This is a genomic window from Microvirga sp. jy35 (assembly GCF_056148915.1).
Genome location: NZ_JBWBEW010000010.1, coordinates 140465 through 160763 on the forward strand (window position 1 = coordinate 140465; position 20299 = coordinate 160763).

At 62.9% G+C, this 20299-nt stretch carries 16 protein-coding genes; 9 read left to right on the forward strand and 7 right to left on the reverse strand.

What is annotated here, in order from left to right:
- Nucleotides 1-203: 203 nt before the first annotated feature.
- Nucleotides 204-2690, forward strand: coding sequence for a cadherin-like domain-containing protein (locus AC0QTX_RS10725; protein WP_474603809.1), 2487 nt, complete (start codon nt 204-206; stop codon nt 2688-2690).
- Nucleotides 2691-2706: 16 nt separating this feature from the next.
- Here the strand turns inward: AC0QTX_RS10725 and AC0QTX_RS10730 are convergent, their stop codons facing one another.
- Nucleotides 2707-3804 (reverse strand): helix-turn-helix transcriptional regulator, encoded by a 1098-nt coding sequence (locus tag AC0QTX_RS10730; protein ID WP_474603810.1) that lies wholly within the window; start codon nt 3802-3804, stop codon nt 2707-2709.
- Between the two features lie 433 nt (nt 3805-4237).
- On the opposite strand from AC0QTX_RS10730, the gene AC0QTX_RS10735 reads away from it, so the two are divergent.
- Entirely contained in the window at nt 4238-6601 is a 2364-nt protein-coding gene (locus AC0QTX_RS10735) for an Ig-like domain-containing protein (RefSeq protein ID WP_474603811.1), read from the forward strand.
- A 118-nt stretch (nt 6602-6719) separates the two neighbouring features.
- On the opposite strand, the gene AC0QTX_RS10740 is transcribed toward AC0QTX_RS10735, so the two are convergent.
- Both AC0QTX_RS10740 and AC0QTX_RS10745 read right to left on the reverse strand, forming a co-directional pair.
- Complete coding sequence (locus AC0QTX_RS10740) at nt 6720-7328, reverse strand: flavin reductase family protein (protein WP_474603812.1); 609 nt, start codon at nt 7326-7328, stop codon at nt 6720-6722.
- A gap of 64 nt (nt 7329-7392) precedes the next feature.
- Nucleotides 7393-7956 (reverse strand): nitroreductase family protein, encoded by a 564-nt coding sequence (locus tag AC0QTX_RS10745; protein WP_474603813.1) that lies wholly within the window; start codon nt 7954-7956, stop codon nt 7393-7395.
- Nucleotides 7957-8249: 293 nt separating this feature from the next.
- Between AC0QTX_RS10745 and AC0QTX_RS10750 the strand changes: the two genes are divergently transcribed.
- The 3 genes from AC0QTX_RS10750 to AC0QTX_RS10760 all read left to right on the forward strand — a co-directional run bounded on the left by AC0QTX_RS10750 (nt 8250) and on the right by AC0QTX_RS10760 (nt 13080).
- On the forward strand, nt 8250-10694 hold the full coding sequence (locus AC0QTX_RS10750; RefSeq protein ID WP_474603814.1) for a YfhO family protein: 2445 nt from the start codon (nt 8250-8252) through the stop codon (nt 10692-10694).
- Nucleotides 10695-10712: 18 nt separating this feature from the next.
- Nucleotides 10713-11594, forward strand: coding sequence for a hypothetical protein (locus AC0QTX_RS10755; protein WP_474603815.1), 882 nt, complete (start codon nt 10713-10715; stop codon nt 11592-11594).
- Between the two features lie 106 nt (nt 11595-11700).
- The gene (locus AC0QTX_RS10760) at nt 11701-13080 is read left to right on the forward strand and encodes a CBS domain-containing protein (RefSeq protein ID WP_474603816.1); all 1380 of its coding nucleotides are present in this window, start codon (nt 11701-11703) and stop codon (nt 13078-13080) included.
- Nucleotides 13081-13219: 139 nt separating this feature from the next.
- Here AC0QTX_RS10760 and thrS read toward each other — a convergent pair whose 3' ends face one another.
- The 3 genes from thrS to AC0QTX_RS10775 form a co-directional block, all read right to left on the reverse strand.
- On the reverse strand, nt 13220-15265 hold the full coding sequence (gene thrS, locus AC0QTX_RS10765; RefSeq protein ID WP_474603817.1) for a threonine--tRNA ligase: 2046 nt from the start codon (nt 15263-15265) through the stop codon (nt 13220-13222).
- A gap of 77 nt (nt 15266-15342) precedes the next feature.
- Nucleotides 15343-15684, reverse strand: a complete 342-nt coding sequence (gene yidD / locus AC0QTX_RS10770; protein ID WP_474603818.1) for a membrane protein insertion efficiency factor YidD — start codon at nt 15682-15684, stop codon at nt 15343-15345.
- A complete protein-coding gene (locus tag AC0QTX_RS10775) occupies nt 15685-16131 on the reverse strand; it encodes an iron-sulfur cluster assembly scaffold protein (protein WP_474603847.1) in 447 nt (148 codons plus the stop codon).
- 182 nt (nt 16132-16313) lie between these two features.
- Here AC0QTX_RS10775 and folE point away from each other — a divergent pair, with 182 nt between their 5' ends.
- From folE to AC0QTX_RS10795, 4 genes are all read left to right on the forward strand, one after another.
- Nucleotides 16314-16949 (forward strand): GTP cyclohydrolase I FolE, encoded by a 636-nt coding sequence (gene folE, locus AC0QTX_RS10780; RefSeq protein WP_474603819.1) that lies wholly within the window; start codon nt 16314-16316, stop codon nt 16947-16949.
- A gap of 9 nt (nt 16950-16958) precedes the next feature.
- On the forward strand, nt 16959-17369 hold the full coding sequence (gene hisI, locus AC0QTX_RS10785) for a phosphoribosyl-AMP cyclohydrolase (RefSeq protein ID WP_474603820.1): 411 nt from the start codon (nt 16959-16961) through the stop codon (nt 17367-17369).
- Between the two features lie 83 nt (nt 17370-17452).
- The gene (locus tag AC0QTX_RS10790) at nt 17453-18607 is read left to right on the forward strand and encodes an MFS transporter (protein WP_474603821.1); all 1155 of its coding nucleotides are present in this window, start codon (nt 17453-17455) and stop codon (nt 18605-18607) included.
- An 86-nt stretch (nt 18608-18693) separates the two neighbouring features.
- Nucleotides 18694-19704, forward strand: coding sequence for a patatin-like phospholipase family protein (locus AC0QTX_RS10795; protein WP_474603822.1), 1011 nt, complete (start codon nt 18694-18696; stop codon nt 19702-19704).
- 105 nt (nt 19705-19809) lie between these two features.
- Here the strand turns inward: AC0QTX_RS10795 and AC0QTX_RS10800 are convergent, their stop codons facing one another.
- Complete coding sequence (locus tag AC0QTX_RS10800) at nt 19810-20241, reverse strand: CBS domain-containing protein (protein ID WP_474603823.1); 432 nt, start codon at nt 20239-20241, stop codon at nt 19810-19812.
- Nucleotides 20242-20299 lie beyond the last annotated feature (58 nt).

Sequence of the window (20299 nt, forward strand, 5' to 3'; positions counted from 1 at the left end):
AACTCTGCTGAGAAAGCGAAGCAACGCACAGTTAAAATCGCAAAAACAAACCCGCCCCTCCCTGAATGTATAGTCGACATCCATCCCAGCACCCAACGATATAAGAGCCAACTCGCTCCTCAGCTGAGTGCCTAAACAGCAAACGAGCGAATGTTCTTGGAATCGTCAGCAATCGCCGCGCGTCGGTGACATGGGGCCTTCGGATGTCGGATGCTGTTATCGCAGCCTTCAACGATGCTGAGACTTGGTACGAAGCTTTAGCCGCCATCGAAAGCAATGCTGCGGCACTGCTTGATGATTCGCATCTCGAGAGGTTCAGTGCGCTGCTCATCGATGCGGACCGCGAGCAGGCCCTCGGAGCCAGCGTCAACCAGATCAAGAGCCTGTTTGGGGATTTCACCTCCGTTCCGCAGATCAAGGCCGTCGTCGAGCGGCAGATCGATATCGAATATGCCAAGCATGAGTTCGTCCAGGTTGTTAGAACGGCGAACAGTCTTGAGGACTTGCGGATCGCCCTCGGGCGGGTGCAGTTGCTCCACGACGACCGTGAAACCATCATTCAGGAATGGTCCTCGAGCGATGATCAGGCCGTCAGGGAGCGAGCCGCCGAACTCGCAGCCGAACCCTACACTTTAACTTTGAGGAAGGTTGCAGCCCGTCTCGGCGACGGAGCCTACCTCGACGCCTTGGCGACACAGATCATGTCAGTCCAAGAGGAACATGGGCCCCTTGGCACACTCGGCAGCCTAATCCAAGCTCTCGACGAGGCCACTGATGCGATCGGGTTCGAGAGCATCGTCAGATCCTTCAATGAGGCGGCAGGCTGGGAAGCGATGCTCGCTGCGATCAAAGACAATGCGTCGGCTCTGCTCGACCCCGGTCATGTTGCCAAACTCGGTGAGCTTTCCGATGAAGGCGTCTATGAGCAGGCTATCGGGCTGGGTGTCGCCGAAGTCAGAGCGCTGTTTGGCGACTTCACCTCGGCGGATCAAATCACAGCGGCCGTGGAGAAGCAGATCGATATGGCGCATGGCCGCTTCGCAGGCCTTCAGGCGATCAACAGCGCACGGGACGCGGGCTCAATGGCAGCGGCTCTGAGCCTTCACGTCGCGCGCCTCAACCAGCTCCGGCAGGACCTGATCGCCGGGTGGCGTGCCAGCGGCGATCAGGATGCTGTTGCCCGTGCAGATGAGCTGGAGGGTGAGGCCTATACGATCATCCTGGATGAAGTCAGTTCGCATCTCGGCGATGAAGCCTATCTGGCGGAAATGGCCGTGAGGATGCAATCAGCACGTCAGGGCAGTTCATTCCTCCACATCGACGCTCTGATCGCCGCCCTCGACATGGTCGACAGGGCCATAGACGCTACCTACGATGCGGCAATCTCAGGCACCGGTTCCGCCTCCGTCAACGAAGGTGACCCTCACAGTGTCGGCGGAGTGGTGACCGTCGAGGATGGGGACTGGGGCGAAAACAGGTTCAAGACCGTCGCTGAAAGTGAGCTTCAGAAACAGTACGGGACGTTTGCGTTCAACAGCATCACCGGGGAGTGGAGCTTCGCGCTCAACGGCGCGGCGCAATCTCTCAAAGGCAATCAGCAGGTCCACCAAACGCTGACGATCGTATCTCTGGACGGAAGTGCGACCGCGACCATCATGGTCACGATCACAGGGCGAAACGATGCCCCTGAGGCTGCCGACTCAGGCAACAGCGTGTCTGGCTTTGAAGACACCAGGATCATGGGGCAGGTCCCTGCGGGTACGGATGTCGATGGTGACGATCTGACCTACACGCTGGTGCAGCCCGTCTCGGGGTTGACGTTCGATGATGATGGAACCTTCAGCTATCAGCCGGCGGCCAACTTCAGCGGTGCGGTGACTTTCCAGTATAGGGCAGTGGATGCGGAACGCGCCGAGAGCCAGACGAGGACATTCACCATCACGGTCAATCCCGTAAACGACAGACCGCACAATATCGTTCTCGCAAATTCCCATGTGCAGGAGAACGCCAGTGAAGGAACTGTCGTGGGCACTCTCACGGGGTATGACGCCGATGGTGACACCCTCGCCTTCTCCCTGACGGACGATGCGAGCGGGCGCTTCGCCATCAGCAAGGACCGGCTCGTCATCAGGGACGGGTTCAGGCTCGACCATGAGCAGGCGACATCGCATACGATCACCATCCAGGTGAAGGATGGCTCCAATGGCACTCACCAGGAGACTTTCATCATCCTCGTGAACGACGACACGAATGAGAGAATCATCGGCTCGTCCTCTGCTGATCTGCTGAAGGGCGGCTCAGGCAGCGACACGCTTTGGGGAAGCCTTGGCAACGATCAGCTGACGGGCGGATCGGGCAAGGACATATTCGTGTTCGACACGAAGGCGCACAAGAGCAACAACAAGGACAGGATCGTCGATTTCGAGGTCAAGCATGACGCGATCTGGCTCGACAACAAGGTTTTCACCAAGCTGGGCAAAGGGGGATCCGAGACGGCGCCGCTGCAGCTGAAGAAGGAGTTCCTCTTCATCGGCAGCAAGGCCAAGGACAAGAACGACTACGTGCTCTATGACAAGAAGAAAGGCGTTCTGCTCTACGATGCGGACGGTTCCGGCAGGGGCAAGGCAGTCGAGGTCGCCACCCTTTCCAAGAACCTCAGGATGACCGAGAAGGACTTCTTCGTCATCTAGGGCATTGTACAGGCCCTCAGTTGAGGTCGGATGGGTCGGAGAAACGGGACAGCAGGCTGATCAACTGCGCCTGATGACGCGTGCTGGTCTTGGCGAAGATCGATTTGAGATGGTAGCGGACGGTATCGGCCCCGATCCCATGCTGGCTTGCGATCTGCTGCGTGTCGAGTCCCTTCGCAAGTCCTTTGGAGATCCTGACCTCGGAGGGCGTCAGCTGAAACATCTTCTGGATGGTCAAGGTATCCAGATCCCGCTCGTCTTTCGGATCGCTGAGCAGCAGAAGGCCGGCAGCCCCCTGGAAAACGTCTGACGCTCGACGAACGATCGGATGAGCATGGACGACGAGAGGAAGTTCATTCGTCCGGTAAAGCAGAACGGATGTCACGGCATCCGGGTTTCGCTCCATGATCGGCTGGGTACAGGTCTCTACAAGCTCCTGCAAAGCCTTGTTGTTCTCCCGATGCTGGGACCGAAGGCGGGACGAGGTCACCTGAAGATGGCTTCCGATGTAACCCTCGGCCTTCGTGTTCATGCGGATGACCCGGCCCAGCCAGTCGATCAGGATGGCGCCACAGGTCAATCGCTCGAGACTGTCGACCAATCCCTCGGCATAGGACATGCGAGCTTTTGAGGCCAGGCGAGCGGCCCTTCTCACATGGGGAAGGTCCCGCTGAATGCGAGCCAGATCAGTCTGCATGAAGGGATCCCGGCCAGCCTTGCGGTGAACGGAGAGCGTAATCTGGGACGCGCCTACCTCGGTCAAGAGACCGCCCACGAACCATTGGAACCCTAGCGGCTCAAGAAAGTCGGTGTAGAACGGAAGCTGCGTCAACTCGTCCGGCGTAAACAGGTCGAGATCGGTGACGAGTTCGTTGCCTTTGCGCACGAAGGCTAGCCCCCGGACGGCCCTGATGTCACGCTTGTACCATCCCTCGCTCACAAAGCGGGCGCAAAAGTCCTCGACTCCATCTGAGCTGAGATAGCCGCTCAGACAGTCAGGATACGAGGAGACGGCGACCCCGTCCGCATCCCATGCATCGCTCGCACGGTTCAGCGCCTCCTTCCACAATTCTGGAACGATTGCAGCCTCATAGACAGCTTCTGTTACCGGCATCAGCGGACAACTCTACGCTAGAAGGTAATACGGACCAGCCCGAAAAGTGTCTGTTAAATTCTGCAACCTAAAGCTGTTACCGCATCAGGGCTGTTCGAGCCTCTATCACGCTGGATGCCCCTGAGGCACCTCCCCAAACAGGTAGGCCGCCTCCTCAACACACCCCATATACGTAGCTTTTGAAACGTTATCAACTACCCATCTGGGTAATGAGCGACTCCCCCATGGTGTGCTCTTTAACGTTACGAAACCACACATCGCCCTCTTTCCGCGTGGTTGGAAGCGGCAGGGCAAGCAAGAACGACAAAAGCCGCAACTGTGCGGCTGCAGTCACGAGAACTGTGTCCAAATGGGGCACATGGGAGATTTAATGTCTGTCAATATTGCTTCAGAATTCAACAGCGCTACTGGCGATTCAGGAGTCCCGACCAACTTGGCCGGCACCCCTGCCGACGGCTCGCAGACCTATCAAACCGAAGCCAATAAACCGGTGGAGATCACCCTTACGGCAGCAAGCCAGTCCCTGTGGACGGATCCTGACGTGCTCAAGGTCGGAACAGGCCTGCCATCTTCAATCAAGATCGCCTTCGATGGCCCGGACTTCGCAGGTGCCTCGAACGGTCGCACCACCGGTGCGATCAGCGAGGGCGGCCTCGTCCGCTTCGTCAATCCCACGGCAGCTACGTCCGACTTCTTCAAGATGGTATCGGGAGACGGAAAGACCCCGGGCGCTGATCTGGAAATCGGCGATCAGGTTTCGTTCGTCTACGTGCGCAATGCAGACAATACGTACAATATCTACGTGGACGTCAACGGCAACGGCAATCTGGATGCAGGCGATGTCGGCTTCAAGGTCGATGCGGCCATCGTGGACAATGTCGGGATCGAGCCGATCGGATCCGACCACTTCGTCGACAGGTTTGCGCCAGTGGCTGGCACCCTGTCCATCGCGGACCTTGACGACACCGGCTCCAGCAGCACGGATCGCATTTCTAACGATAACTCTTTCAATCTGACCCTCGCCGGCAACGAGACAGGCTCGTCGGCAGTCTATCAGGTCTCAAAGGACGGCGGTGCATGGACGACCACAACCGCAAGCCAATCAGACCTAGCCGATGGCAGCTACACGTTCCGGGCTATTGTGACTGACCAGGCCGGCAACAGCACTACCACTGGCCCAATCTCAGTCACCATCGATAAGACAGTGTTGGCTCCGGCTGTGGCACTGACGAACGACACGGGTACGAATGGCGACCAGATCACCAATGACGGTGAACTGGCGGTCACTGGCACCGAGGAAGGCGCGACGGTAGAATACTCGACCGATGGCACCACCTGGAGCAACTCCTTCGAGGCTGAGGAAGGTCAGAACACGGTGTACGTCCGCCAGACGGATGCGGCCGGCAATGTGTCAGCGGCGACGACTTTCACCTTCACGCTCGACACCACCGCACCAGAAGCACCTTCTCCCCTGGCGCTTGCAGAAAATGCGGACGGCAGGACAACACCGGTCGAGGTTGCAACGCTCAGCACCGATGAGGACGTGACATTCACGATCACCGGAGGTGCAGACAAAGACCTGTTCAACATTGTCGACGGCAAGCTCGTCTATATCGACGGTGCGCTCGATTTCGAGAGCACGTCCGACCAGAAGAGCTTCGTGCTGATGATCACTGCCGAGGATGAAGCTGGCAACGTTGAGGCACGTGAGGTTACCGTCAACCTGACGAGCGTGAACGAGGCTCCTGTCGCAGCCAACACCGGCAATAGTGCATCGGGTAATGAGGATACGGCCATCACCGGCACTATTCCATCCGGTTCCGATGTGGATAATGGCGACTCTCTCAAGTACGAGCTGGTTGCTTCTGTAGCCGGGCTGACGCTCAATGCTGATGGTACCTTCCGCTACGTTCCGGCAGCTGACGCCAACGGCCCTGTCGAGTTCCAGTACCGCGTGGTGGATGCCGCCGGTGCGAAGAGCGCACCTCAGACCTTCAAGCTGACCGTCAATGCCGTCAACGATGCGCCGCGGGACATCCTTCTGTCGAAAAACTCGATTCTCGAGAATTCGGCAGCTGGAACTGAGATCGGCAAGCTGACGGCCTCGGATCCGGAGGGCGGCACCTTCACCTATACGCTGCTCGACAACGCAGGCGGACGTTTTGCTTTCGATGCAACGACCGGAAGCATCAAGGTCGCCAGCAACTTCGCTCTCGACTACGAGCAGGCAAAGTCGCACACGATCAGGGTTCAGGTGAAGGACTCGGCAGGTGCAACCTATGAAGAAGCCATCACCATCGATGTGACGGACGACACGAGCGAGTCGGTCACCGGCACAGCCGGTAAGGATGTCCTCGTGGGCGGCGCCGGCAAGGACGTGTTCAAGGGTGGCCTCGGCAACGACAAGCTGTCCGGCGGCGAAGGCAACGACACCCTGTGGGGCGACAAGGGCAAGGACGTCTTCGTCTTCGACTCGAAGCTCGGCACGTCGAGCACGGACCGCAAGGTCAACTTCGACACGATCAAGGACTTCTCGGTCAAGGACGACAGCATCTACCTGGACAATGCCATCTTCAAGAAGCTTGGCTCAGGTACGCCCACCAGCCCGAAGCAGCTGAGCAAGTCCTTCTTCACGATCGGCAACAAGGCCAACGACAAGAACGACTACGTCATCTACAACGACAAGACGGGCGTGCTGTCATACGATGCCGACGGCTCGGGCAAAGGCAAGGCTATTGAGTTCGCTCAGCTGTCCAAGAACCTTGCCCTTACCAACAAGGACTTCTTCGTCATCTAATCCTGGCGACGATTGAAACCTAAGAAAAGAAGCGGCCCGCGATGGGAAACCATCGCGGGCCGCTTTTTTGTTGCGGACCTGATCAATCGCGCCGATTCGTAGCCTGTGATAAGGCCTCTCACCCTCCGGGCCGCGTGATCGAGAACTTCGTCTCCGGGGTGGCCACGAAGTAGTCGCGGTAGCCCGACCGGGCGATGGGGCGCATGGCGGCCGTGTCGACGAGGCCGTCGACGATGTAGCGGTCGTCGATATGGATCCCCACCACCTGCCCGATCACGAGGTAGTAGGATGGATCGCCGCCTCCGAGGGGCTCGAGCGGCACGGTCTGGAGCCACCTGCATTCGAGCGCGGCCGGAGCCTCGGCGACCCGGGGCGGCTTGACCAACCGGGACGGTGCGGCCTCGAGGCCGGCATGCTCCATCTCGTTTTCGCCGCGGGGGAGAGGCGCCGAGGTGAGGTTCATCCTGTCCCGCAGATCGTAGGTCGCCAGGCTGCAGACGAACTCCCCCGTCTCCTCGATGAAGGTGAGCGCGTCCTTCCTGCCTGCCGAGGAAAAGGCCACCATGGGCGGCCGCTCGGAGACGGCGTTGAAGAACGAATAGGGCGAGAGGTTCACCTCCCCCCTGGCGCTCAAGGCGGTGATCCAGCCGATGGGCCGGGGCGTGACGATGGCCTTGAACGGATCGTGCGGCAGGCCATGGGCGTTAGAGGCGGTTTCGTAGAACATAGCGGAGCATTTCCCGGCGAAGTGGATACCGGTTCGCCGCAGGAATGCGACGAACGAAAGACATTCAGAACCGGGTCACGATATCGTTGAGGCTGGGCCGGTCTCGGTCGGCCGGCGTTTCCTTGGCCGTGCCGATGTGGATGAAGCCGGCGATCCGCTCGTTGGGCTTCAGCCCCAGCGCGTCGAGCACCCGCCGGTCGAAGGCGGCCCAGCCGGTGATCCACGAGGCCCCATAGCCGAGGAACATTGCGGCGTTGAGAAGATTCATGCACACGGCGCCAGCCGAGAGAACCTGCTCCCATTCCGGGATCTTCACATGCGGCACGACGCGGGACACCACGGCAATCACCAGGGGGGCCTGGGCGAAGCGATCCCGCTCAGCGGCGACCTTGTCCTCTCCGGCCTCGGGGTTATCCGCCTGGAAGGCCGTCGCCAGCACTTCGCCGAGGCGCTGACGGGCATCGCCCTGGATGAGGATGAAGCGCCAGGGAACCAGCTTGCCGTGGTCAGGCACCCGGGAGGCGGCCCTCAGGAGGGTCTCGATCTCCTGCTCGCTCGGTCCCGGCTCGCCCAGCCAGCGCGATGGGACCGAGCGGCGCTGCAGAAGGCGGGAAAGGCTTTCGTTCATGGGCTCTTCATCCAGCTTGGATAATGTGGAACAATGAAGGTGGATGCTCACGAAGGCTGCGAGCAGGATGGGCCTCAAGCCCGCCATCGTCTCGCCGTCTTGATGCGCTTGAGGGAGCGCGGGCGTCCCAAGGGCGGGCCGCTGCCACAGAAGAAACAGCAGCGGATGTATAGGGGGAGTGCGGTCAGACGCCAAGCAGGTTTCAACCCTGGCGGACCCGACAGCCTGCGCGAGCAGGCTTGAGGGGCGGCGCCGGAGGGCGAGGTGAGCCGGCGGGACGCCGCTTGAAAGCGATGCAGACATCCATTTTCGGACACGACAGTCCCCCTGCGCCCATCGCTTGGTCGAGGCGCGAGACGCTCATTGCCTTTGGCCTCATCCTGGCGGCCTGGGCTCTCGCCGTTTCCATCTGGCCCCTGACGGGAACGGTCGTTCCGTGGGACTCCAAGAACCAGTTCTACCCGACCCTGCGCTACCTGGGCACCGCCCTGGCACATGGGGAACTGCCCCTCTGGAACCCCTACCATTTCGGCGGCCACCCATCGGCAGCCGATCCCCAGTCCCTGCTTTTCACGCCCACCATGCTGCTGTTCGGATGGCTCGTGCCCGAACCCTCCATGCAGTTGTTCGACGTGGTCGTGTTCGCTCACTTCCTCCCCGGCGCCCTCGCCTTCGTGCCGATCTTCCGTCGACGCGGCTGGCACTCGGCCGGCGCCGTGGCGGCCGCGCTGATCTTCATGCTCGGAGGCTCCGCCACGGCGCGGCTCCAGCATACGGGCATGATCTTCAGCTACGGCTTCTTCCCCCTGGCCTTCTGGCTCCTGGAAGAGGCGCTCGACCGCCGCTCCTACCGCTATGGCGTCCTGTTCGCGCTGAGCGCCGTCCTGATGGTCATCGGACGGGACCAGGTCGCCTTCCTCTGCGCTCTGACCCTCATTGCGGTCGCCCTTCACAAAATCTGGACCGCTCCCCGCTCCGGCGCCTATCTCAGGTCGCACCTGGGGCTTGTGATCTTCATGGGAGCGATCGGCGGCGCACTTCTGGCCGTTCCAATCGCCTTGACGATGCAGTTCCTCGCCACCTCGACGCGCCCTTCCTTCGGCTTCGGCGTGGCGGCCATGGGGTCCCTGCCCCCGGAGAGCCTGGCGACCGTGCTCTTCGGCAATGTCTTCGGCTCCCTGCGCTGGACCTACGACTACTGGGGGCCTGACTGGCACAGCCTTGCGGAAGGAACCTGGACCGACCGGGCGACGAACTACCTGTTCATCGGCACGATCCCGGCTCTCCTGCTGATCTGGCACGGCGTCGCCGGCGGGCGCCTGTTCGCCCGCGAGTTCCGATTCTTCCTTGCCATGGGCATTGCCGCCCTGCTCTACGCCCTTGGGCGCTACACCCCCGGCTTCGAGTTCATCTTCGACTACGTACCGGGCGTGAACCTCTACCGCAGGCCGGCGGATGCCACCTTCCTGGTCAACATCGCCCTCGCCTTTGCGGGCGGCTACCTCGTGCATCGCTATATGGCAGAGGGGCTCCCCAGGTGGAACCGTGCCTCCCTCGGACGCTTCTGGGCGTTTCTGCCACTGCTCGCCTTGGGTCTTGTGATAGCAGCCGTTGCCAGCGCTCTGTCCTTTGCGGTCAGGGGCGGGCATGTCCCGTCAGCCCTCATCGAAATCGGCATGAGCCTGGCCGCAGCGGCTGCCGCGGTTCTGGTGATTGCAAAGGTGAGCGGCGCTCCGCGCTGGCGGGGAGCCATGGCGCTCGTGCTGGTAACGTTCACGGGCGCGGAGCTGATCGGCCGCCACGCTGCCTCGGCCCTCAACGCGGAGCCGGCCGAGCGCTACACCGTCTTCACCAAGCTGCCGCCGGAGCAGCTGCAGGGCCTCCAGATTCTCAAGCGCGAACTCGCCGAGCGGAACGCCCGCGGCGAGTATCCCCGGGTGGAAATTCTCGGCTTGAAGGGAGCCTGGCAGAACGCCTCCATGGTGCTCGGGATCGAGGACATCATCGGCTACAACCCGTTGCGGCTCGCCGACTACGAGCGGGCCATCGGTCCGGGGGAAAACGCGGAGGATCCCAACCTGCGCCAGTTCCCGACGAGCTTCCGCGGCTATGAATGCGAGCTCGCGAGCCTACTCGGGCTCGACTACATCGTTCTCGACCGTCCTGCCGACAAGCTGCCGCGCCACTTCCCGCGCCTGACCGATGCCGAAGTCGTCTACGGCACCGGGCGAATGTGGATCTACCGCCTCAACTCCTCGGGGCCCCGCGCCTATGTGGCGCATCATGTGAGCCCGGTGGATTCCGAGGCCGTGCTCGGCGAGGAGGAACTGCCGGAGTTCAACCGCGAGACGGAAGCCCTCATCGACTACGAGAGCCTGCCGCTCCTCAAGGCCCGATACGCCCCGGCCGGGTCGAAGCCCGAACGGGCCAAGGGCGAGGCGCGCATCGTCAGCTACCAGCGGAACTCGGTCACGATCGAGGTCGAGAGCAGCGCCAACGGCGTGCTGGTGCTGCACGACATCCACTATCCCGGCTGGGAGGCCTGGGTGGACGGCGAGCGCCGCCCAATCCTGAGAACCAATCTCCTGTTCCGCGGGGTCGAGGTGGGCTCGGGGCGTCACCGGGTCGAGTTCCACTTCCGTCCGATGTCCCTGGAAAATCTAGTTGCAGCCGCTTCCGATATGGTGAAGAGCGAGGACGAGCCGATTCAAACGGCCATTGCCGCTCCGCTCCGGTAACGAGCGAATTTTCGAACGATGCTCCTTGTGTTGAACCCACGCTTTTCCACCCTTGGTCTTCTGGCTCTTCTGGCCGCGTCTACGGCTGTGGCTCAGTCTCCTGCCGTGCCGTCCATGTCCCAAAACCAGCCTCCGATCTCCATCGGACAGGTGACGGTGAATGCGGGGGCGACCTTTGCCGGAAGCAACGAGCCGATCCGCTCCGGCCTCGTCTGGCGGATCTATGAGGACCGCGGGGACGCCTCCCAGCCGGTGATCATCGCCCGCTCCACCAGCCCTGCGCCGAGCTTCACCCTTTCCCCGGGTAACTACATCATCCATGTAGCCTATGGGTTCGCGAGCGCCTCGAAGCGCATCAGCGTGCAGCGCGGCAATCTGAACGAACGTCTCGCGATCAATGCAGGCGCCCTTCAGCTCAAAGGCGCGGTCAGCGGGAGCCCAATTCCGGCAAACCGCCTCGCGTTCTCGGTTTACGTGCCGGAGGCGCAGAACTCGGAAGGCCGGCTCGTGATCGCCGAAGCCAAGGCGAACGAGATGATCCGCCTGCCCGAAGGCACCTACCACATCGTCTCCACCTATGGCGATGCCAACGCTATCATGCGCAGCGACCTGAAAGTGGAGTCCGGCCGGGTCACAGAGGCAACCCTCAACCACCGCGCCGCCACCGTGACCATGAAGCTGGTCGCATCCGAAGGCGGCGAAGCCTTTGCCGGCACGGCCTTCAGCGTGCTGACCCCCGGCGGCGACGTGATCCGGGAGGCCATCGGCGCCTTCCCGTCCGTGACGCTGGCCGAGGGCGAGTACGTCCTGATCGCCCGCCATGAGGGCAAGGTCCACACCCGCGAGTTCAAGATCGAGAGCGGGCTTGACCGCGACATCGAGGTTCTCGCCAAACCCTGACGTCCTGAACCTTTCCGGCCCGGCGGCATTGACCGAACACCAGTGACAGGTCGCGCCGCGCATGAGCCCGCACTCCCAAGGCGTGACCTTGCAGGAGAGGAAGCTCATGAAAGTCGCAGAGATCATGACCCGCAACGTGCGCGTGGTAAGTCCGGACCGGACCATCCAGGAAGCGGCACGGCTGATGGATGAAATGAATGTCGGCGTCCTGCCCGTCTGCGACGGACGGCGGCTGCGCGGCATGGTGACCGACCGCGACATCACCGTAAGGGCCACGGCAGCAGGCCTCCCGCCCGATTCCACCCGCGTGCGGGACGTCATGTCGGATAATGTGTGGTGGTGCTTCGACGACGATGATGTGAACCATATCGTCCAGCTGATGAGCGACCACCAGATCCGCCGTCTGCCCGTGGTTGATCATGACAAGCATCTGGTGGGCATCGTGGCGCTCGGTGATCTGGCGACCGATGTCGAAGGCGAGGCCACCCGGGCGCTCCATCGCATTTCCACCCCGTCCGAGCCCGACCGCTCCGGCACGCCCACGAGTGCCCGCGCCGACCAGACCCGCGGCGGCGGACAGGCTCGCCTGACGGCCGATGAGCGCCGTGAGTTGGAGCGGCGCATGAACGACGCCGGCCGGGATGATTACCGGCACCGCCCCAATGACTATCGCGAGAACGGCAATCGCGGATCCACAGACAACACCCGCAGGCCGGGGCGCGACCAGTTCCGCTTCCGCGAGGAAGACGACGTGCGCGCCGCCTTCGGCAGCTTCGGGTATCCCGGCCAGGAAGGCGCCCGCAACTCCCGCATGCGCGGCGGCTTCGGCGGCGACGGGTACCAGAGCTACGGCGACGAGTTCGCAGGCCGCGGCTCGGCTGGCAGAGGCTTCCATCCTCCGCGTTATGGGGCTTCGACGATCACGGGAGAACGCGCTCGTCCGGGCGACGACAGCAGCGAGGAGGATCGCCGCATGCAGGATCGTGAACGCACCTGGAGCCTCGTGAACGAGCGCCGCGATCACAGCAACTACGGGATGGGGCCCGGCAACACCCGCTTCGGCAACGACGCCACGGCGAGCCGCGGAGAAGTCCGCCGGGGCGAGCATCAGGGCCGCGGTCCGAAGAGCTACCAGCGCTCCGACGAACGCATCCGAGAGGACGTCAGCGAGCGCCTCACGGACGATGCGATGATCGATGCCTCGGAGATCGAGGTGCAGGTCCAGAACCGCGAGGTGACCCTCACCGGCACGGTACGCGACCGCAACGAGAGGCGCCGGGCCGAGGATATCGCGGAATCCGTCTCCGGCGTGTCCCATGTGCAGAACAACCTGCGGGTCGGCCAGCGCCAGGGAGGGCACGCCTCCGGCACGGAGGCCGGCGATGCGGGCGCAGCGACCGGCAATCCCGGCAGCGGAACGGCGGGAACGACGGCCGGCACCGCACCGGGTGGCCGCACTGGCGGACGGCAGCGGCAGCCGAGCTAGAAACCTAAGCGCCATTCCCCTCCCCCTTGTGGGGAGGGATCAAGGGTGGGGGTGTGGGCGCCTGACCTTCATAGGCACTCGCTCACACCCCCACCTCCAACTCCTCCCCACAAGGGGGAGGAGAGTACGCACGGTATTTTTACGCCACCGTCCGCTCGACCACGTGATGTCCGTCGAGGGTCGCGTGGCCTTCCGGCGCGGACACCGCTTTCGCCACCCGCTTGAGGTCCGGCGTCACGGCCTCGGCGGCAAGCGCCTTCAAGGCCTCGTCCAGGGTCATGGTCTTCTGCTCGGGGCTTCCCAGGCGGCGGATGGAGACCGTCCGCTCGGCGGACTCCTTGCGACCCACCACGAGAAGAACCGGCACCTTCACAAGCGAGTGCTCGCGGACCTTGTAGTTGATCTTCTCGTTGCGCAGATCGGCCTCGACCCGAAGGCCTGCGGCCTCGGCGGCGCGCACCACTTCCATGGCGTATTCATCGCCCTCGGACGTGATGGTGGCCACCACCGCCTGAACCGGCGCGAGCCAGAGCGGGAAATAGCCGGCGAAGTGCTCGATGAGGATGCCGGTGAAACGCTCCATGGAGCCGCAGATCGCCCGGTGCACCATGACCGGGGTCTTCTTCTGGCCGTCCGCATCGACATAGAACGCGCCGAACCGCTCAGGCAGGTTGAAGTCCACCTGCGTGGTGCCGCACTGCCAGTCGCGCCCGATGGCATCGCGCAGCACGTACTCGAACTTCGGCCCGTAGAACGCGCCTTCGCCCGGGTTGATCGAGGTCTTGATGCGCCCGCCGGACTGATCCTCGATCTGCTTCAGGACGCGGGTCATCACGTCTTCCGCATGGTCCCACATCTCGTCCGTGCCCACGCGCTTCTCGGGCCGTGTCGAGAGCTTCACGACGATCTCGTCGAAGCCGAAATCAGCGTAAGTGGAGAGAATCAGGTCGTTGATCTTCAGGCATTCGGCAGCCAACTGCTCTTCCGTGCAGAAGATATGCGCATCGTCCTGCGTGAAGCCGCGCACGCGCATGAGGCCATGCAGCGCGCCCGACGGCTCGTAGCGGTGCACGTTGCCGAACTCGGCGAGGCGCAGCGGCAGATCCCGATACGACTTCAGACCATGCTTGAAGATCTGCACGTGGCCCGGGCAGTTCATCGGCTTGAGGGCGAACAGGCGCTGGTCCGCCTCCGGATCGTTGGGTCGCAGGAAGGCGGATGCCGACTTTACGGCGAACATGTTGTCCGAGTACCAGCCCCAATGCCCGGAGGTCTCCCAGAGCGACTTGTCCAAGATTTGCGGTGCGTTGACCTCCTGATAGGTGCCCTTCAGGCGGCGTCGCATGTAGGAGATCAGCTCCTGGAACACCGTCCAGCCCTTCGGGTGCCAGAAGACGACGCCCGGCCCCTCCTCCTGGAAGTGGAACAGGCCCATCTCGCGGCCGAGGCGGCGATGGTCGCGCTTCTCGGCCTCCTCGAGCTGGCGGATGTAGGTGTCCAATTCCTCCTGGCTTGCCCAGGCGGTCGCATAGATGCGGGTCAGCATCGCGTTGTTCGAGTCGCCGCGCCAATAGGCGCCCGCCACCTTCATGAGCTTGAAGGCGTTGCCGATTTTCCCCGTGGAGGTCATGTGCGGACCACGGCAGAGGTCGAACCAGTCGCCCTGGGAGTAGATCTTGAGGTCCTGGCCATCGGGGATAGCGTCGACGAGCTCGACCTTGTAGGTCTCGCCCTTGTCGGCAAACACCTGCTTGGCCTTGTCGCGGTTCCACACTTCCTTCGTAAAAGGCTTATCGCGCGCGATGATCTCGCGCATCTTCGCCTCGATGGCCGGGAAGTCCTCGGGGGTGAAGGGCTCGTTGCGGGCAAAGTCGTAGTAGAAGCCGTTCTCGATCACGGGACCGATGGTCACCTGGGTTCCCGGAAACAGCTCCTGCACGGCTTCTGCCAGCACGTGCGCGCAATCGTGCCGGATCAGCTCGAGCGAGCGCGGGTCTTCGCGGCTCAAAAATTCGATCTTGGCATCGTGGGTAATCGGATCGGCGAGGTCGGCGACCGTGCCGTCGAGCGCCATGGCGATCGTGCGCTTGGCGAGCGACTTGGCGATGCCTTCCACGATCTCGCGGCCGGTGATGCCGGATTCGTACTGGCGCTGGGCGCCATCGGGAAATGTCAGGGTAATCATGTCAAAGTGTCTCCTGGCTCACTCCTGCCAACGGAGCAGGTAAGCGGGGCCGACGGTTTGCTGGAAGAAAGGCGAAGTCAGCCACCGTCAGATTCGGCTGCCTCGCAGGTGATCGCGGAGGGATTTTCCGGCGCGTTGACGCCCCGCCAGCGACCATATGCCCACGGCTTATACCAGGAGGCAGCCTCGGGCAACGTTTCAGGCACCAGATCGAGCCCGTGAGTGCCGAAGGGCCCGCACCGGCAGATCCGCGCGAAGCCCATCCAGCCCCCTGGCCAGAGCCCGTGCCGCTGGATTGCCTCGTCAGTATATTCCGAGCAGGACGGGAGATGGCGGCACTGACGGCCGATGAGGCCGGACAGGCTCAGCTGATAGCCGCGGATGGCCCAGTGAGCGGCCTTTTGGACAGGGCTCGGCATCTATTCGATGCCTGCGACCCGCCGCGCCTCAATCTGGTTCAGCGCGTCCACGACAGCGTCGAAGGTGAGCAGGATGGAGGCATGACGGGCCTTGTGGTCCCGCAGAGGCTCCAGGACCTTGAGATCGTCCCACTTGCCCTCCGGCGCCTCGCCGCCGGCCTTGAGAAGGCGGGTCGCCGTCTCCCGGATGTCACGCAATTCCTCCACAGTAGAGCCGATCACATGACGCCCGAGGATGGAGGAGGACGCCTGGCCCAGGGCGCAGGCCTTAACGTCATGAGCGAAAGCCGTCACCAGATTACCCTCAAGCTTCAGGTCAATCGTCACCGCCGAACCGCAGAGCTTGGAGCGGGCAGTTGCGGATGCGTCGGGATCGGGCAGACGCCCGAGATGCGGAATATCGGCTGCGAGTTCAAGAATGCGCCGGCTGTAGATATCGTTCAGCATAACGGGATGTGACATTACGGTTGGGAATATACCCTTTCACTCTATATGGGTATCTACTACACAACGTGGTACCTCCAAACTCCCGCATGAGACGGCCCAACGATCTTGTGTGCAGGAAAACATGCGAACATTGGAAGCTTGCCTGGCTTCCTTAAGCGAAGAGTTGAGAAAGGGGCTTCCGAGTGAGTGATGCTGTCAAGTCCTGGTCCGCACGCCTGAATCCAGCGGCCGACAAGTCTGTTGCAGCCCCGACCCGCGAAGAAGCCGAAGCGGCTGTCCGCACCCTGCTGCGCTGGGCTGGAGACGACCCGTCGCGCGAGGGGCTTCAGGATACGCCGAAGCGTGTGGCCAAAGCCTTCCGGGAACTCTATTCGGGTTACGGGGAGGATCCTTCCGAAATCCTCGACAAGGTGTTCAGCGAGGTCGAAGGCTACGACGACATCGTCCTCGTGCGCGACATCCCGTTCTATTCCCATTGCGAACATCACATGGTGCCGTTCTTCGGGGTGGCGCACGTGGCCTATTACCCCACCAGAGGCGTGGTCGGCCTCTCCAAACTCGCCCGCCTTGTGGACGCCTATGCTCGCCGCCTGCAGACGCAGGAGACCATGACGGCCCAGATCGCCTCCGCCATGGTCAAGGCGCTCGCCCCGCGCGGCGTGGCCGTGATGATCGAGGCCGAGCACATGTGCATGTCCATGCGCGGCATCCAGAAGGCGGGAGCTTTGACCTTGACGACCCAGTTCACGGGTGTCTTCAAGGAAGAACCGGCCGAACAGGTGCGCTTCCTCACCCTGGTGCGCAACGGCCGGGGCTGAGGCCCTTGCATGACCATATCCAATCCGTTTCCGCCTGCCGGCTCCAAGACTGAGCTCGAGGAGGGCAGCATCCTGTCTCCCCGATTCGGAGCGGACGGGCTGGTCACCTGCATCACCACGGATGCCGCGACGGGCGAGATCCTCATGGTGGCGCATATGAACGCGCAGGCGCTCTCGAAGACCCTTGAGACAGGCGAAGCCTGGTACTGGTCCCGCTCCCGCAAAGAGCTCTGGCACAAGGGCGCGACCAGCGGGCAGGTCCAGACGGTTCTGGACATGCGGGTCGACTGCGACCAGGACGCGCTTCTGCTGAAGGTGAAGGTCGCGGGCGACGGCGGCTGTTGCCATACCGGGCGGCGATCCTGCTTCTACCGAAAGGTCGAACTCACTAACGGCGAGCCGCGTCTGGTCATCGACTGAGAGCCGCAGCCCTTCTGAAACGCGGGGCTGCCATCGTTCAGGAAACGAGTGCACATGCCGGGCATCCGCGCTAGGAACGCCCCATGACACGACGTGACCTTCTCCTCGCGCGGGTGGCGGCCAGCGCCATCTTCTTCGGCAACGGCTTCGGCATCGGCACCTGGGCGGCGCAGCTGCCCCGGTTCAAGGTGTCGCTGGGCCTGTCCGACGGAGAGCTCAGCCTCGGACTCCTGGCCTTCTCGCTCGGCGCCGTCGCCCTCATGCCGGTGATCGGCTGGGCCGTCGCCGTGGTCGGCAGCCGGACGATGACTCTGTTCGCGGCCTTCTCCTTCGCGGCTGCCCTGTTTCTGCCGGGCCTCGCGCCAAGCCTGCCGCTCTTCATCGCCGCTTCCCTCGTGGCCGGCGCCTGCAACGGCACCATGGACATTGCCATGAACACCAATGCCACCGTGGTGGAGAAGGCCTGGGGGGCTGCGATCATGTCGTCGTTCCACGCCTTTTTCAGCCTCGGCGGACTGGCGGGAGCGGCGGTGTCCGGCCTTCTCATCGCGCTCGATGTGGGGATCGTCTCGACGCTGCTGATCTCCTGTCTCGGGATGGGGCTGCTCTTCCTGGTGACGGGCTTCTGGACCATGGGAGAGACGGAGAGGACATCGGAGGGCCACGGCTTCGCCTGGCCGCGGGGTCCGGTCATCCTCCTCGCGGTGCTCGCCATGTTTTGCTTCATCGTCGAGGGCGCCATCGTCGACTGGTCGGCGATCTATCTCCAGACCGTTGCCGGTGCCAGCCTGGAAGCGGCCGTTTCGGGCTTCGCCGCCTTCTCGCTGACCATGACCGTCTGCCGGTTCATGGGCGATTTTGCCGTGCGCCATCTCGGGCGCGCACGCACCCTCCAGCTCGGCGGCCTGCTCTCCGCCCTCGGCCTCGCCCTCGCGATGATCTTGCCCTCGCCCCTGCCCGCCTCCATCGGCTTTGCCCTGGTGGGCATCGGATTGGCCAACACGGTGCCGGTGCTGTTCAGTACGGCGGGCCAGATGAAGGGCATCCCGGCCAGCATGGGTGTCGCCATGGTGGCGACGCTGGGCTATGGCGGATTGCTGCTCGGGCCGCCGCTGATCGGCTTCGGCGGAGAAATGCTCAGCCTGCGCGCGATGCTGGGCCTGCTCATCGTCTTCACCTTCGTCATCATCATAATGTCGCAGCGGGCTCTTCAGCGCTCCACTGTTCAGTTTTCATGAACCAGTCCTAATTGAAACTTGAGGGCATGTTCATGCGGGTTTCATGAGAAGCCGGCATTATGGACAGTGTGCCTTGGAGTCGATCAATGTTGTGGGACGGGATTGCCCGGCGCAGCGCCGGTTTGGGGGGCGGTGGAGGATTGACGGAAATCAAGGCACCTGTCGAGCGCGATCCTCGAGCAAGGCCCCGGATCGGCTTGGCACTCGGCGGAGGCGCAGCTCGGGGCTGGTCCCATATCGGCGTCCTCAGAGTTCTCGAGGAAGCCGGCATTGTTCCTGACGTGATCGCCGGGTGCTCGATCGGCGCCGTCGTGGGCGGCTGCTACGCGGCCGGAAAACTCGACGAGCTGGAGGCCTTCGCCCTCTCCCTCACCAAGCGTCGCGTCATGGGCCTTCTCGACTTCCACTTCAGCGGAGCCGGACTCATCGCCGGCGGGCGCCTGCAGCGCCTGCTCGACCACGACCTGACCGACCAGCGGGTCGAAGCCCTCCCGGTCAAGTTCTGCACGATCGCGACCGAGCTCGTGAGCGGCCACGAAATCTGGCTGACGCGGGGCCCTCTCGTTCAGGCCATGCGGGCGTCCTATGCCCTTCCGGGGGTGTTCGACCCGGTCCTGATCGGCGGGCGCTGGCTCATGGACGGCGCCCTGGTCAATCCCATTCCGATCACGGCGGCCCGCGCTCTGGGAGCGGATATCGTGATCTGCGTGAACCTCAATGGCGAGGTCCGCGTCCGCGGCACGGTCATCCAGTCCTACGATGCCGGAACGAGCGACGAGAAGGAGATCGAGGAAGTGATCGAGGATGCTCCACGGCGCTGGGGCATCTTTCCAGGCAACAGGGGGGAGAAGCTGCGCAAGCCGAATGCCCCGGGAATGGCCACCGTGATGGTGGACGCCTTCAACATCACCCAGGACCGCATCGCCCGTTCCCGGCTCGCAGGCGATCCCCCGGACATCATGATCGCGCCGAAACTCGCCAAGATGGGGCTGTTCGAATTTCACCGGGCCCAGGAATGCATCACCCTGGGCCGGCAGGCCACGGAGCGCGCCCTGCCCGATGTTCTCGAACTGCTGCAGGAGTCGCAACCGCGCTGATCTGGAGCATCGTGCGGGCCCGGAGAGCCGCGCCCGACCATGCGCAGGTTGGAAAAATTGCATCGCATGGATCCCAAAGCGGAATCCGCCTTTGGACCCGATGCTCTAAGCTGTCGCGATATATTCCTTGATCGCCTCGGCCTCAGCCTCGACCTCCTCGAGGCGCTCCTTCACCACGTCGCCGATCGACACGATGCCGACAAGGCGCCCGCCCTCGACGACGGGGACGTGCCGGAACTTCTGCTGGGTCATCAGCTCCATCACGTCAGGAATGGGGGTCTCCCCCGTGCAGGTCAAAACCTTCTCCGTCATGAAGCGGGAGACGGGCTCCTCCAGGGCCTTGGCGCCATGGCTGGCAACCGCCCGCACGATGTCCCGTTCGGAAATGATGCCCGACACGGGCCTTTGACCATCCACGATGAGAAGGGCGCCTATCCTGCGCTCGGCGAGAACCTTGGCCGCTTCGCTTAACGTCCGGCTCGGTTCAATGGTCGCGACGTCACGGCCTTTGAGCGAAAGAATGCGATTGACGATCATGGTTTCCCTCCCATTGCGCGAACGGCGAAGGACCGTCAGTCCTTGCATCCGCAGGCTG